Below are 13,323 nucleotides of genomic sequence, written 5' to 3' on the forward strand. Positions count from 1 at the left end.
TCGTTATCCTTGAGTTCCAGCGTCCATGCCGGGCTTTTCTGGCGGGCCTGTTACCAGCCTTTGCCGCGATGCAACTTCACATACAACGCTTCAACCTTTTCACGCGCCCAGGGCGTCTTGCGCAGAAAAGTCAGACTGGATTTGATGCTCGGATCGCTTTTGAAGCAGCGAATGTCGATGCGCTCGGCCAGGCCGGACCATTCGTAATGTTCGACCAGAGCCCTGAGAATCTGCTCCAGCGTGACGCCGTGCAGCGGATCGGAATTGGGTGTTGTCATGATGAGCCTTGAAGCTGATGAAGAGGGATAGCAGCCTGAACAGCTTCCTGGAGCGCGCAGGTCTTCCCGAAAAGTTTGCCATTGTAAGCGCCGCGCTTTCATAAAACACAGTCGACTTGAGCCACTGTTGCCGACCTTGCAATGATCCATGTCAGGTTTATCGCTTTTAGAAAAATCGTTAGCGTCCTATCATTGCGCGTTTAAGGATTGCAGGTTTCCTTTCTGAAGAGACTCCGTTGAATAAACACCTATGCACGAATTCGGGCGGCAATGGTCTACGAATCAATGACCGGGCCGCGCTGAATGGGCAACCGTGTTCTGTGTGATGTTGAATTCGAACGTCGGTGATTCGTTTCAATAAACAGCCTCAAGGAATGCTGCCAGGGTCGGCGGCGTACATGAAAACAATATATCAACTACTTACTTCTCGCGGAGATTCGCATTATGAGCACTGACGGTGCTTCAAATAGAAATCGCCTGTTGCCGACCCTGCTCGGGCTGGTGATCCTGTTGATGGGGCTGGCCTTGCTGGTCGGTGGTGCCCGACTGCTGCAACTGGATGGCTCGTTGTATTACCTGTTGGCCGGTATCGGCTTCGCCGTGACCGGCGTGTTGCTGATCACTGGTCGCGCGGCTGCGCTGGGCCTTTATGCACTGCTGCTGTTCGCGAGCACTGTATGGTCGTTGTGGGAAGTCGGACTCGATTGGTGGCAACTGGTGCCACGCCTGGCGCTGTGGTTCGCACTGGGCATCGTCCTGCTGCTGCCGTGGTTCCGCAAGCCACTGCTGCGCAATGGCCCGGCGCGCATGGGCACTGGCGCACTGAGCGTTGCTGTCGTGCTGGCCGGTCTGACCGCGCTGGCGAGCCAGTTCACCAACCCTGGCCGTATCGAAGGCCAGCTGGACCGCGAAACTGCCGGCACCACCAACACCGCTCCGGCCATGCCTGACGGCGACTGGCAGTCCTACGGCCGTACCGCATTCGGTGACCGCTACTCGCCTCTGGCGCAGATCACGCCGGAAAACGTCAACAAACTGGAACCGGCCTGGACCTTCCGCACTGGCGACATCCCTGGGCCGAACGACCCGGGTGAAACCACTGCCGAGAACACACCACTCAAGGTCAACGGCATGCTCTACGTGTGTACGCCGCACAGCCAGGTGATCGCACTTGATCCGGATTCGGGCAAGGAAATCTGGCGCTTCGACCCGAAACTCAGCACCCAGAATGCGAAAAACTTCAAAGGCTGGGCGCACATGACCTGCCGTGGCGTCACTTATCATGACGACGCAGCCTATGCAGCCAGCGCCCCGGCACAAAGCCCGGCAGCACCGGGCGCAGCCAGCGCCACTTCAAATGCATGCCCACGCAGAATCTTCCTGCCGACTGCCGACACCCGTCTGATCGCGCTGAACGCCGATACCGGCAAAATGTGTGAAGACTTCGGCAACAAGGGTTCGGTTGACCTGACTGCCAACATGGGTACGTTTGCTCCGGGCGGCTATTACTCCACGTCGCCACCGGCAGTGACCAAAGACCTGGTGATCATCGGCGGCCACGTTACCGATAACGTCTCTATGGACGAACCGTCCGGCGTGATCCGTGCCTACGACGTGCACACTGGCCGTCTGGTCTGGAACTGGGACAGCGGCAACCCGGAAGAGACTGCGCCGATTGCCGAAGGCAAGATCTACACGCGCAACTCGCCGAACATGTGGTCCATGTTCAGCGTCGATGAAAAGCTCGGCATGATCTACCTACCAATGGGTAACCAGACGCCTGACCAATGGGGCGGCGATCGTACGCCGGATTCCGAGAAATACAGCGCGGGCCTGGTTGCACTGGACATCGCGACGGGTCGCGTACGTTGGAATTACCAGTTCACCCACCATGACCTGTGGGACATGGACGTGGGTGGTCAACCGACCCTGCTGGACATGAAAACGGCTGATGGCGTGAAGCCGGCGGTATTGGCATCGACCAAGCAGGGCAGCATCTACGTGCTGGACCGCAGCACCGGTCAGCCCATTGTGCCGATCAACGAAATACCGGTTCCGCAAGGTGCTGTTGCAGGCGATCACACCTCGCCGACCCAGCCCAAGTCCGACCTGAACTTCATGCCGCCGCCGCTTAAAGAGCGCGACATGTGGGGCGTGACGCCATTTGACCAGATGATGTGCCGGATCGACTTCAAGTCGCTGCGCTACGACGGCCCGTTCACGCCGCCATCGCTGCAGGGTTCGATTGTTTATCCAGGTAACTTCGGTGTGTTCGACTGGGGCGGTATTTCCGTCGACCCGGTTCGTCAGATTGCCTTCGTCAACCCGAGCTACATGGCGTTCCGTTCAAAGCTGGTGCCTGCTGCCGAAGTCGAAGGCGGCCCTGGCCGCAAGAGCGAAACCGAAGGCGTGCAGCCGAACAAGGGCGCACCATATGGCGTGATCCTGGAAGCACTGCTGTCGCCAATGGGCCTGCCGTGCCAGGCACCGGCGTGGGGTTACGTGGCGGCGGTCGATCTGACCACCCACAAAACCATCTGGATGCACAAGAACGGTACCGTGCGTGACAGTTCGCCAATCCCGATCCCGCTGACCATGGGCGTTCCAAGCCTGGGTGGCCCGATCACAACGGCGAGCGGTCTGGCCTTCCTGAGCGGTACGCTTGACCAATACCTGCGCGCCTACGATGTACGTAATGGCAAACAGCTGTGGGAAGGTCGCCTGCCAGCAGGCGCCCAAACCACACCGATGACCTACACCGGCAAGGACGGTCAGCAATACGTGCTGGTCGTGGCGGGCGGTCACGGTTCACTGGGCACCAAACAGGGTGACTACGTGATGGCATTCAAACTGCCGAAGTGATGCATTAGTGCGGCAAATGGAAAGCGGCTATCGAGAGGTAGCCGCTTTTTTTTGCTACTGAAACCTTGTCTCGGCTGCATTTGCTACCGGACAAGGCTGTAGATCTATGACGCGGAGCGTCACGAACTGCATGCCAACGCAGAGCATTGGCACGATGGTGCTCTGACGATTATCGTTCCGCACGCTCCAGCGTGGGAATGCCATTCTGGACGCTCTGCGTCAGCTCTTGAATGTGCGGTGCGGCGCAGACCTGTGACGCAGAGCGTCACGAACTGCATGCCAACGCGGAGCATTGGCACGATGGTGTTCTGACGATTATCGTTCCGCACGCTCCAGCGTGGGAATGCCATTCTGGACGCTCTGCGTCAGCTCTTGAATGTGCGGTGCGGCGTAGACCTGTGACGCGGAGCGTCACGAAATGCATGCCAACGCGGAGCATTGGCACGATGGTGCTCTGACGATTATCGTTCCGCACGCTCCAGCGTGGGAATGCCGTTCTGGACGCTCTGCGTCCTCTCTTGAATGTGCGCCGCGGCGTAGAACTGTGACGCGGAGCGTCACGAAATGTATGCCAACGCGGAGCATTGGCACGATGGTGTTCTGACGATTATCGTTCCGCACGCTCCAGCGTGGGAATGCCGTTCTGGACGCTCTGCGTCAGCTCTTGAATGTGCGGTGCGGCGCAGACCTGTGACGCGGAGCGTCACGAACTGCATGCCAACGCAGAGCATTGGCACGATGGTGCTCTGACGATTATCGTTCCGCACGCTCCAGCGTGGGAATGCCATTCGGGACGCTGTGCGTCCGCTTTTGAATGCGTGCCTAACGCGCTTTGGCGCTGCTTTTGCCACTGGCGCGGAGGATATCGTTCCAGCGGCGGACCAGGTAGTTGTGTTCGTTCATGACCGAGTTCCACACCGCAATGTGGCCCATGCGTTCCTCGTAGGAACCACCGTCGCGGATCTCTCCGGCGTCGATCAGTGGCAGGCCGTCGCTGCCGAGCAGTTGCTCGCGGGCGGGCAGACCGGCGTACCAGTAATCCCATTCTGCGGCACTCAGATAATCACGACTGCGCGCCGGATTACCGATGTAATACCCCTGCCGCGCCATCACTGCGCCCGGCCAGCCGGACAGCCACCAGTTCAGGTAGGCGTAGGCTGCATCCAGCACCGGGCCTTTGGCGTGGCGCGATAAAGACAGCCCGCCGAACCAGCCGCGATAACCCTCTTTGGGCACTGCCACGCGGTACTTCACACCCGCGCGGTGCAACCTGACCAAGGTGGGTGACCAGAGGCTCTGAATGTCGATGGTCGGGCTGAGCATCAGTTCGGCGGCTTCTTCGTCGTCTGACCAGAACGCGCCAAAATGCCCTTGCTGCTGTTTGCGCACCAGCACGTCGGCCAACACGTCGATTTCTTCGATGCTCATGTTGCCGATGTCCTTGAACGCCGCCAGCCCAGCGCCCTGCACAGCCAATGCGGCATCCAGTGCGCCGATAGCAGCGTCGCTCTGCAAGGCGATGCGCCCACCCCACACAGGGTCGAGCAACCAGCCCCAACTTTCGTCAGCAGGACTCAGCCCATCCGGCAAACGCTCGGGGCGATAGGCAAAACTGTCGGCGTTGTGAGTCAGCGGCAACATACTGATGCGCTCAGTCACCGCACTGCCCAGGCTGCCATCGTGCTGCACGAACAGACGTTCGCTGGGCACACTGCCGCTGCCCGGTTGATCGGTGGGTCTTAGTCGCCCCTGTTTGGGCAGGTCGTTGATTTCGTGCCAAAGCGCGATGCGCCGCGTGTCGATGGGTTGAATGGCCCGCGCAGGCCAGACGAAATCAACATTATGAAACCACTGATCGTAAAGGTCGTAGCTGTCGGGCTGCATGACCGCGATGCGTTGCGCGGTCTGCACGTCATGGATCTGATAGATCAGCTTGATGCCCAGTTCCTGCTCGGCCCGCTCACGCAAGGACTCCAGCAAGGTCACAGACGTACCCAGCACACGCAAGGTAATGGTCATGCCGCAGACTCGCTGAGTGATGGCGCGAAGCTACTGGAAAACACTTCGAATGAACGACGCAGCAACTCGGGATCAAGACCGCGCAGGATGAACACCAGCCGCGAGGTACGATCCTCGCCCGGCCAGGCGGCAAGGTGCACCGGCGCATGCAGGCAATGCTGCACACCATGAATCACGATGGGAGCCTGATTGTCGTTCACGTTGAGCAGCCCTTTGACGCGGAGGATTCGTTCGCCGTGGCATCTTAACAGCATCGACAGCCACACCCCGAAGCCGACCCAGTCCAGAGGCCGCTCGAACGTCAGGCAACAGACCTGCGCATCACCATGCCGCGCGGAAGTCGACAGCACACGATGCAGTTGCCAGCGGGTCACTTCAGCGGCCGGTTCTTCGCTGCGCATACCCTCGCCCAGCAGCAACTGATCGCCGCTGTGGACATCCGCCGTATCCAGCAGTGGCGCAGAAAAATTCAGCGCTTGCAGATGCTCGCGCAGGCCATCCAGCACAGACTCGTCGACCAGATCGGTCTTGCTCAACAGCAGCCGGTCCGCCGCCGCGACCTGTGCCAGCCACTCCGGATGCAGACGCTCCTGCAGCGTCGCGTGACAGGCATCCACCAGCGTGACGATCAGACCGATATGAAAACGCCCACGAAGTTGCGGGTCATTGCTCAGCGTGGTGAGAATCGGTGCCGGATCGGCCAGGCCGGTGGTCTCCAGAATGACCCGCCGAAACGCAGGAATTTCACCTCGATTACGCCGCTCCAGAAGGCCGAGCAGCGCGTCTTTCAATTCACCGCGGACGGTGCAACAGACACAACCGCTGGGCAGCAGCACGGTATCCGGTGCGACCTCTTCAACCAGCAGATGATCGATACCCACGTCGCCGAATTCATTGATCAGCAGTGCGGTGTCGCCCATGTTTTCATCGGCCAGCAGGCGTTTGAGCAGCGTGGTCTTGCCGCTGCCGAGGAAGCCGGTAATCACGTTCAGGGCAATACTCATGATGACCTCTGCAGATGATCGAGCAGACCTGAATCAAGAGGGTCCAGCGGCCGGCCGATCAGCAACTCGGCTTTCTGCCAGAGCTGCTCCAGCCCGGTCGCAAGCTCCTGCTTGCCGGTGGCTCCGAGCAGGAGGTAGGAAACGCCTTGAAAATCTTCGACCTTCAGACGAAACGGCGCGACCACCTTGTTGATTGCAGCAATACGCCGCAAGCGCTCACGCCGCCGGGGCAGTTCTGCAGCCAGCGGATCGCTCCAGTGCACGTCTTCACCCAACAGCCCGCACAATCCACACATCAGGCGTTCTCCAGCTGTTTGCTCATGGCATGACGTCGCCGGAATTGGGACCTAGCGTCTGGCCGACGAACAGGTTGCCACCCGGCTCGCTGGCCAAGAGCACCGCCACCGGCGCAACTTCCTCGGCCAGACCGAAACGCCCCAGCGGCAACTCGGCAGCCTTGGCGGTTTTCCACGCGCTGCTGATCCCGGCGACCAGCGGTGTTTCGATAGGGCCGGGAGCGATGGCATTGACCAGCACGTTGTCCTTGGCGACTTCCAGCGCAAGGGATTTGCTGAAACCGATCACCCCGGCCTTGGCGGCGGCGTAATGGGTCAGTTCGGCACCGCCCTTGATGCCCAGTTGCGAAGCAACATTGATGATGCGTCCCCAACGCTGGGCAATCATGTGCGGCAAGGCGCGCTGGCTGGCCACAAATACGCTGGTCAGGTCGACGCGCAGCATGTCGTTCCACATCTCGATGCTCAGGTCGACGCAACGTGCCTGGGTCAGCATGCCGGCGTTATTGACCAGAATGTCGATGCCGCCAAAATGCTCGACACAGGCATCGACACTGGCCTGCGCGCCCTCGACGCTGCCGACGTCGGCCACGCATTCGTGCACCTGCGCGCCGAGCTGACGGCAGTGTTCGGCAACCTTGGCCAGAGTGACCGGATCACGATCGCCCAGCACCAGATGCGCACCTTCACTCGCGTAGGCAAGCGCGATGGCAGCACCAATGCCGCTGCCTGCACCGGTGATCACCGCACGTTTTTGTTTGAGCTGTTGCATGGGTCGGGTTCCTTGGTTGAATTTGCGCGATCTACCCCGGCCAGCGCACGGTCAGGCCGCCGTCGATCACGATGCTTTGCCCGGTCAGGTAACTGGCTTCGTCGCTGCACAGAAAACGTACCAGCGCAGCGACTTCGTCCGCTCGGCCTACTCTACCCAGCGGAATGGCCTTGGCCGCCTGCGCCAGACCCTCAGGGCCCAGCGAGTTCTTGCTGTCCAGCGACTGTGGCGTTTCGATCAAACCGGGAATCACCGCATTGCAGCGGATGCCCTTGGGCGCCAGCTCCACTGCCAGCGAGCGACACAGCCCTGGCACACCCGCCTTGGCGGCGGCGTAATGGGAATGGTCCTGCCAGCCGTAGACACCACCGGCAATCGATGAGATCGCCACCAGCGAACCGCCCTCGCCCATATGCCGGGCGGCGGCGCGGAAAGTACGCATCACCCCGGTCAGGTCCACGTCGAGCATCTCGTTCCAGCGCTCGTCGGTCATTTCCAGCAACGGCGCACGACGCAACAGTCCGGCATTGGCCACAGCGTAATCGATTCGGCCATAGGCCTTGATCGCAGCCGCAGCCAGATCGTCGACCGACTCGGTGCTGGTCACATCCAGCGGCAGCATCAGGCATTCGCCACCCGCCGCCTCCACCAGCCTGCGGGTTTCATTCGGATCATGCGGGTCAGCCGGATAGAATCCGCCTGCCACCGCCACATCGTGCCGGGCAAAAGCCACTGCCAGCGCCTGGCCGATGCCGCTGGCGGCACCGGTTACTACTGCAACTTTACGAATCATGTGTTGCTCCTCATTTCACCGTTTCAGGTCGCACATGCCTGGCCGCAAACATCAGTGCACCCGACAGGAAGCAAGGCAGCGCGCCGAAATACAGCGCCGAGGTCTGCCAGTCTCCGCCTGCACTCAATACCGACGTGGCACCGAAGCCTGCGACCACTGCACCGAGCGGGCCCATGGCGTGGATGATTGCGCCGCCCGTTGCACGAATGCTGGTCGGGAAGCTTTCGCTGATGAAGAACAAGGCCGCCGAGTAAGGGCCGATCAGAAAGAACAGCCCAAGGCTGTACAAGCCAACGACCGTCACCATGTTGCTAGGCCCGTAGAGCATGCCGGCGAACGCCAGACCACCCAGCATCCAGCCAAGACCGATCACGTTACGACGACCGATCCGGTCACCCATCCAGCCGTGACACAGGTAACCGCAATAACCCACCAGGTTGGACAGCACCAGAATGATCAGCGAGTTCTCGAACGAGATGTGGTGAACGCTGACGATCACCGTTGTGCCCAGCACACTGAACACCTGAATCGCCGCCCAGTTGAGCAGGATCGCAGCACCGATCACCAGCGTGGCGCGGCACGAAGAACCGCGGAAGGCAGCACCGATCCCCGCTTTGCTGTGCTCGTCGTAATCGACCCCGTAGGTTTGCGCCACAGCCTGTGCCTGGCTCACGTCGCCCTTCTTGCGCAACTGAGTAATACGTTGATGGATCTGGAACTGCGGGCTCTCTTTGAGCTTTCGCGCCAGGATCGCGATGACGATGGCCGGGATGGCCGCGAACACGAAGCAACCCTGCCAGCCAATGATCGGCAGCAGCACGGCGGTCAGCCCTGCTGCGATCAAAGCGCCGACCGGCCAGCCGCCCTGCACCAGGCTGTAGATGAAGCCACGGCGCTTGGCCAGACGCGGGTCGTCGGATGCCGCGTAGATTTCGCTCAGGTAGGTCGCGTTGACCGTTTCTTCGGCATAACCCAGACCGCCCAGCGAACGAATCAGGATCAGCGGCGACTTGCCCCATGATCCGCCGATGGCCGTGAGCGCCGAGCAGATCGCCGAACCGCTCACGGTGAAAATGATACCCACGCGCCGTCCCAGGCGATCTACCAGCGGACCGATGGCCAGTGCCACCACCGCGGTGCCGACCGCGACCCAGGTCGCGATTTCGGCCTGTTCGACCTCACTCCAGCTGAAGTGCCGACCGATTTCCGGTAACAGCGTGCCAAACAGAATGAAGTCATATACCGCAAACACCCACGCGAAAAACGCAATCCATGTGGCGAACCGTACTTGCTCCGGAGTCAATTGCTCAGGTTTCCAGCCGGTCAGGTCGAGCTTGTTGTAAATGGACATGAGTGACGCCTCGGACAGGGCAATGAATCAGCGGGTACGGGGATTGCGACGCACGAAATCGTCGGCAATCTCGTCGAAAGTGACGAACTTGACGCCAGCATGGCTCTGAATGTGCTCGATCAAGCGCTCCAGCATCAGCAGCACTTGCGGGCGACCAGACACGTCCGGGTGAATGGTCATGGTGAATACAGCGTGTTCGTGTTCGCGATAGACCCAGTCGAACTGGTCGCGCCACATCTCTTCCAGATGTCGAGGGTTGACGAAACCGTGGCTGTTCGGTGCCTTCTTGATGAACATCATTGGCGGCAGATCGTCCAGGTACCAGTTGGCCGGAATTTCCACCAGATCGGTTTCTTCGCCACGTACCAGCGGCTTCATCCAGGTATCCGGATGCTGGCTGTAATCGATTTTGGTCCACTTGTCGCCCACCCGAACGTAGTAAGGGTGGAAGTCGTTGTGCATCAGGCTGTGGTCGTACTTGATGCCTTTCTTGAGCAGCAGCTCGTTGGTGACGTTGCTGAACTCCCACCATGGCGCGACATAGCCGGTCGGGCGTTTGCCGGTCATTTGCGTGATCAGTTCGATGGACTTGTCGAGGACGATCTCTTCCTGCTCCGGGGTCATCGCAATCGGGTTTTCATGGCTGTAACCATGCACACCGATTTCATGCCCGGCATCCGCCACGGCTTTCATCTGCTCGGGGAAGGTCTCCATGGAGTGCCCCGGAATGAACCAGGTGGTGCGCAGACCGTAACGCTCGAACAGCTTGAGCAGACGCGGAGCGCCGACTTCACCGGCGAACAGGCCGCGAGAAATATCGTCCGGCGAATCTTCGCCGCCATAGGAGCCCAACCAACCCGCTACCGCATCTACATCCACACCAAACGCACACAGAATTTCTTTGGCCATCTTTGTTCTCCCACGGGTTAATCAGAACGGCTTCGCGATGTACCGCACGCGGGCCGGTTTCAAAATTCACAGGTTGTTCAAGGGGCTGCGATCAGTGCTTCCACTGCCAGCGCTGCGCGTAGCAACCGTGCGTCTTCCCCCGCCGGAGCGCTAAGCAACACTGCGGTGGGCAGGCCCGAGGCATCACTGCCGCTGGGCAGCGACACGCCGGGCATGTTCAGCAGGCTGCCCGGCATGGTCAGGCGCAGCGTGGCGAGGTTGGTTTGAATGAACAGCTCTTCGTCGTTCAACAGGGGCACGAGCGGCGGCGCCACATGAGCAACAGTTGGAGTAATCAGCAGCGCGCCATCGAGTTCGAGGGTCAATTGCTCCTGCAAACGTTCGCGCGCGGCGTACAGATTGACCAGCAGGCTGGCGGGCATATGCCGTGCGGCCTCCAGGCGCTTGCGCACTCTGGGGTCGAGCTGGCTGGCTGCGTCGCTGTCGAGCAACGGCTGATGCAGCGCGAATGCCTCGGCTGCACCAAGCCAGCCCTGTTGCTGGGTTAACAGCAACGTGGCCTGAAATGCCTGGCAAGGCTTGACCTCGATCAGCGCACCGCTTGCACGCAAGGCTTCAACAGCACGCAACAGGTTGTCGCGAACGGCCGGCGTGACTCGTTCGTCTTCCAGCACCGCCTGATCGAGCAGGAAACGTTGACCGGCCAGGCTGCGTGGTATCAACGATGAAGGTTTGCTGCGCGCACAGAGCAGATCATCGATCACTAGAGCGTCGCGCACACTGCGGGTCAGTGGCCCGACGCTGTCCAGCGTCAGCGCCAGCGGGAAAACGCCGTCGCGGCTATAGCGGCGGCTGGTGCTGCGAAACCCCACCAGACCGTTGAGCGCTGCCGGCACACGAATAGAACCGGCGGTATCGGTGCCCATGGCGATCGGTACGGTTCTGTTGGCGACGGCGACTGCCGAACCCGAAGACGAACCGCCAGGAATGCGTGGCGAGCCGTCGCTGTTGGGGTTGATCGGCGTACCGAAATGCGGGTTCAGGCCCAGCCCTGAATAAGCGAATTCACTGAGATTGGTCTTGCCCAGGCTGACCATCCCGGACCGTGCCAGCAGCCCGACACTCGGCGCATCCAGCAGCGCGGGCGACAGGTTGTTGCGCACCGCAGCACCGGCGGTTGTGACGCTGCCTGCCACGTCGAAAAGATCCTTCCAGGCGATGGGCACGCCGTCGAAGGGGCTCAATGGCTGCCCTTGCTGCCAGCGGGCCGCAGACGCTTCGGCTTCCCTGCGTGCCCGTTCGATACTCATGGAAATGAACACATGATCGGCGCGTGCCGCCTGTTGCAGCGCCTTGTCCAGAGCCTGCACAGGGTCACTGCGCCCCTGGGCAAAATCGTCGGCCAGTGCGCAGGCATCACCGGTAACGCTGTGACTCCCGGTATCGGTCATGGACATCACACCCTCAAAAATGTACTTATTAATAAAATGTACATTTAACAAAGGCAGGTTCCATGCCAATCTGCATGTCGCGACGCCCTGACCCGATAGAGCTGACGGCCCTTTCGCGCTGGAAACGCCGTACTAGAAACCTTTCTGCAAAGGCATCAATCAGTTGCGATAAGGCGTCGTGGACGAACAGGATCGTCATAAAGAAATAATGTATCTTTTACAAAAGATACATTTTAGTGCAAAAAAGTAACGGTGGCCCCATGAGCGAGCATCAGGACGTGGCCCAGGGTGACAACGGCGCTTCTGTGCGAGAATCGTCCGTCAACCGCCAGAAGTGTATGAAACCGATGTCAGAAGAGGACACGCGCACCGCGTCGCGTTACGCCACGATCCGTGAGGTGTTGCGTAACGCAATCGTCTCGGGTGCGGCTGCCAATGGACTGGTGCTGCTTGAAGCACCGTTGGCAGAACTGTTCGGCACCAGCCGGGTGCCAGTGCGCAAGGCGCTCAATCTGCTGCATGAAGAAGGCTTGATCAGCCGTTTCGATGGCCGGGGTTACCTGGTCAATCCTGACGCCGGGGAAGTCGAGCCGTTGCGGTTAAGCCTGAGCCACAAGCAGTTCGGGCTGGACAGCAGCGAAGAGCTGGTCGACACCCGCCCACTCGGCGAACGTATTCATGACGAGATCGGCGCGGCGCTGTCGGCCTGTATCGCCTTTGGTCATTATCGGCTGGATGAACAAAGCGCCGCGCAGCACTACGGCGTCAGCCGCGCGGTGGTTCGCGAGGCGCTGATGCGTTTGCGTGATCGCGGCCTGGTGGAAAAAGAGCCTTACTCACAGTGGCTGGCAGGGCCGCTGACGGCCCGGGAGATCACCGAAGACTACGAACTGCGCGCCTGCCTTGAGCCCGAAGCCCTGCGCCAGACCGCGCCGCAGCTGAGTCGCGAAACTCTGGAGGCCATGCTGGCCAGAGTCATTCAAGCGCAAAATGCCGAACAGTGCAGCCTGGAGGAAATAGAGCGCCTTGAGGACGACCTGCATCAGCAGTGTCTGGGCGGCCTGCAAAACCGCAAGATCGCCACTTTGATCAGTCAGGCGCAGAGCCCAATGATCATCAACCGGATTTTCTACCGGTTGCTGGAAATTGGCGCGGATGAAGCGATGCTGGCCGAGCACCGGCTAATCATTGAGTTGCTGCTGCACGGTGCTTTCGACGCCGCGGCCTTGAACCTCAAGGAGCACCTGCAACGCGCCCGGCAGCGCATGCTCCAGCGCCTGAAAGTGCTATCGGTACTGCCGGAGCAGGAAGTGCCGGGGTACCTGACGCGATTGAGTTGAGATGGGGCAAAGTTGGAGTTAACGCGACAGAGACTATCGTTACCACGCTCCAGCGTGGCAACGCTGTTCTGGACGCTCTGCGTCCGATCCTGAACACGCGGCGCGGCGTCGATTTGTGACGCGGAGCGTCACGAACGGCATGCCAACGCGGAGCATTGGCACGATAGTGTTCTCGCGCAAGTGCTCTCCCTGAAGATTATCGTTCCGCACGCTCCAGCGTGGGAACGCCGTTCTGGACGCTCTGCGTC

At 60.4% G+C, this 13,323-nt stretch carries 11 protein-coding genes; 2 read left to right on the forward strand and 9 right to left on the reverse strand.

The window, feature by feature from the left end; all coding sequences use genetic code 11:
• Window positions 1–50 precede the first annotated feature (50 nt).
• On the reverse strand, window positions 51–278 hold the full coding sequence (locus tag RYA97_RS11415) for a VF530 family DNA-binding protein (protein WP_004658220.1): 228 nt from the start codon (window positions 276–278) through the stop codon (window positions 51–53).
• Window positions 279–722: 444 nt separating this feature from the next.
• On the opposite strand from RYA97_RS11415, the gene RYA97_RS11420 reads away from it, so the two are divergent.
• Window positions 723–3,140, forward strand: coding sequence for a glucose/quinate/shikimate family membrane-bound PQQ-dependent dehydrogenase (locus RYA97_RS11420; RefSeq protein WP_005779256.1), 2,418 nt, complete (start codon window positions 723–725; stop codon window positions 3,138–3,140).
• An 822-nt stretch (window positions 3,141–3,962) separates the two neighbouring features.
• Here the strand turns inward: RYA97_RS11420 and RYA97_RS11425 are convergent.
• From RYA97_RS11425 to RYA97_RS11460, 8 genes are all read right to left on the reverse strand, one after another.
• The gene (locus RYA97_RS11425) at window positions 3,963–5,159 is read right to left on the reverse strand and encodes a PotD/PotF family extracellular solute-binding protein (protein WP_005779254.1); all 1,197 of its coding nucleotides are present in this window, start codon (window positions 5,157–5,159) and stop codon (window positions 3,963–3,965) included.
• The gene (locus RYA97_RS11430; RefSeq protein ID WP_005779252.1) at window positions 5,156–6,163 is read right to left on the reverse strand and encodes a CobW family GTP-binding protein; all 1,008 of its coding nucleotides are present in this window, start codon (window positions 6,161–6,163) and stop codon (window positions 5,156–5,158) included. Before RYA97_RS11430 ends, RYA97_RS11425 begins: the two co-directional genes overlap by 4 nt.
• A complete protein-coding gene (locus tag RYA97_RS11435) occupies window positions 6,160–6,459 on the reverse strand; it encodes a hypothetical protein (RefSeq protein ID WP_003405362.1) in 300 nt (99 codons plus the stop codon). The genes RYA97_RS11430 and RYA97_RS11435 overlap by 4 nt, the downstream gene beginning before the upstream one ends.
• Window positions 6,460–6,481: 22 nt before the next feature.
• Window positions 6,482–7,231: an SDR family NAD(P)-dependent oxidoreductase gene (locus RYA97_RS11440; protein ID WP_005746583.1), complete on the reverse strand. Its 750-nt coding sequence runs from the start codon at window positions 7,229–7,231 to the stop codon at window positions 6,482–6,484.
• Between the two features lie 31 nt (window positions 7,232–7,262).
• Window positions 7,263–8,024 carry an SDR family NAD(P)-dependent oxidoreductase gene (locus RYA97_RS11445; RefSeq protein WP_005779249.1) on the reverse strand — a complete coding sequence of 254 codons (762 nt, stop codon included), beginning with the start codon at window positions 8,022–8,024 and terminating at the stop codon, window positions 7,263–7,265.
• A 10-nt stretch (window positions 8,025–8,034) separates the two neighbouring features.
• Entirely contained in the window at window positions 8,035–9,375 is a 1,341-nt protein-coding gene (locus RYA97_RS11450; RefSeq protein ID WP_004664063.1) for an MFS transporter, read from the reverse strand.
• A gap of 27 nt (window positions 9,376–9,402) precedes the next feature.
• Window positions 9,403–10,284 (reverse strand): polysaccharide deacetylase family protein, encoded by an 882-nt coding sequence (locus RYA97_RS11455; RefSeq protein ID WP_004658231.1) that lies wholly within the window; start codon window positions 10,282–10,284, stop codon window positions 9,403–9,405.
• Window positions 10,285–10,361: 77 nt separating this feature from the next.
• Window positions 10,362–11,735 (reverse strand): amidase, encoded by a 1,374-nt coding sequence (locus tag RYA97_RS11460; protein ID WP_316892322.1) that lies wholly within the window; start codon window positions 11,733–11,735, stop codon window positions 10,362–10,364.
• 347 nt (window positions 11,736–12,082) lie between these two features.
• Here RYA97_RS11460 and RYA97_RS11465 point away from each other — a divergent pair, with 347 nt between their 5' ends.
• A complete protein-coding gene (locus RYA97_RS11465) occupies window positions 12,083–13,075 on the forward strand; it encodes a GntR family transcriptional regulator (RefSeq protein WP_371217845.1) in 993 nt (330 codons plus the stop codon).
• Window positions 13,076–13,323: the final 248 nt, after the last annotated feature.

This window comes from Pseudomonas syringae group sp. 26L6 (assembly GCF_032587815.1).
In the GTDB taxonomy this organism is placed as follows: domain Bacteria; phylum Pseudomonadota; class Gammaproteobacteria; order Pseudomonadales; family Pseudomonadaceae; genus Aquipseudomonas; species Aquipseudomonas amygdali.

Excerpts from the sequence above, each read along its gene's own strand:
- RYA97_RS11415 (WP_004658220.1), bottom strand. The coding sequence starts at position 278 with ATGACAACACCCAATTCCGATCCGCTGCACGGCGTCACGCTGGAGCAG.
- RYA97_RS11420 (WP_005779256.1), top strand. The coding sequence starts at position 723 with ATGAGCACTGACGGTGCTTCAAATAGAAATCGCCTGTTGCCGACCCTG.
- RYA97_RS11425 (WP_005779254.1), bottom strand. The coding sequence starts at position 5,159 with ATGACCATTACCTTGCGTGTGCTGGGTACGTCTGTGACCTTGCTGGAG.
- RYA97_RS11430 (WP_005779252.1), bottom strand. The coding sequence starts at position 6,163 with ATGAGTATTGCCCTGAACGTGATTACCGGCTTCCTCGGCAGCGGCAAG.
- RYA97_RS11435 (WP_003405362.1), bottom strand. The coding sequence starts at position 6,459 with ATGTGTGGATTGTGCGGGCTGTTGGGTGAAGACGTGCACTGGAGCGAT.
- RYA97_RS11440 (WP_005746583.1), bottom strand. The coding sequence starts at position 7,231 with ATGCAACAGCTCAAACAAAAACGTGCGGTGATCACCGGTGCAGGCAGC.
- RYA97_RS11445 (WP_005779249.1), bottom strand. The coding sequence starts at position 8,024 with ATGATTCGTAAAGTTGCAGTAGTAACCGGTGCCGCCAGCGGCATCGGC.
- RYA97_RS11450 (WP_004664063.1), bottom strand. The coding sequence starts at position 9,375 with ATGTCCATTTACAACAAGCTCGACCTGACCGGCTGGAAACCTGAGCAA.
- RYA97_RS11455 (WP_004658231.1), bottom strand. The coding sequence starts at position 10,284 with ATGGCCAAAGAAATTCTGTGTGCGTTTGGTGTGGATGTAGATGCGGTA.
- RYA97_RS11460 (WP_316892322.1), bottom strand. The coding sequence starts at position 11,735 with ATGACCGATACCGGGAGTCACAGCGTTACCGGTGATGCCTGCGCACTG.
- RYA97_RS11465 (WP_371217845.1), top strand. The coding sequence starts at position 12,083 with ATGTCAGAAGAGGACACGCGCACCGCGTCGCGTTACGCCACGATCCGT.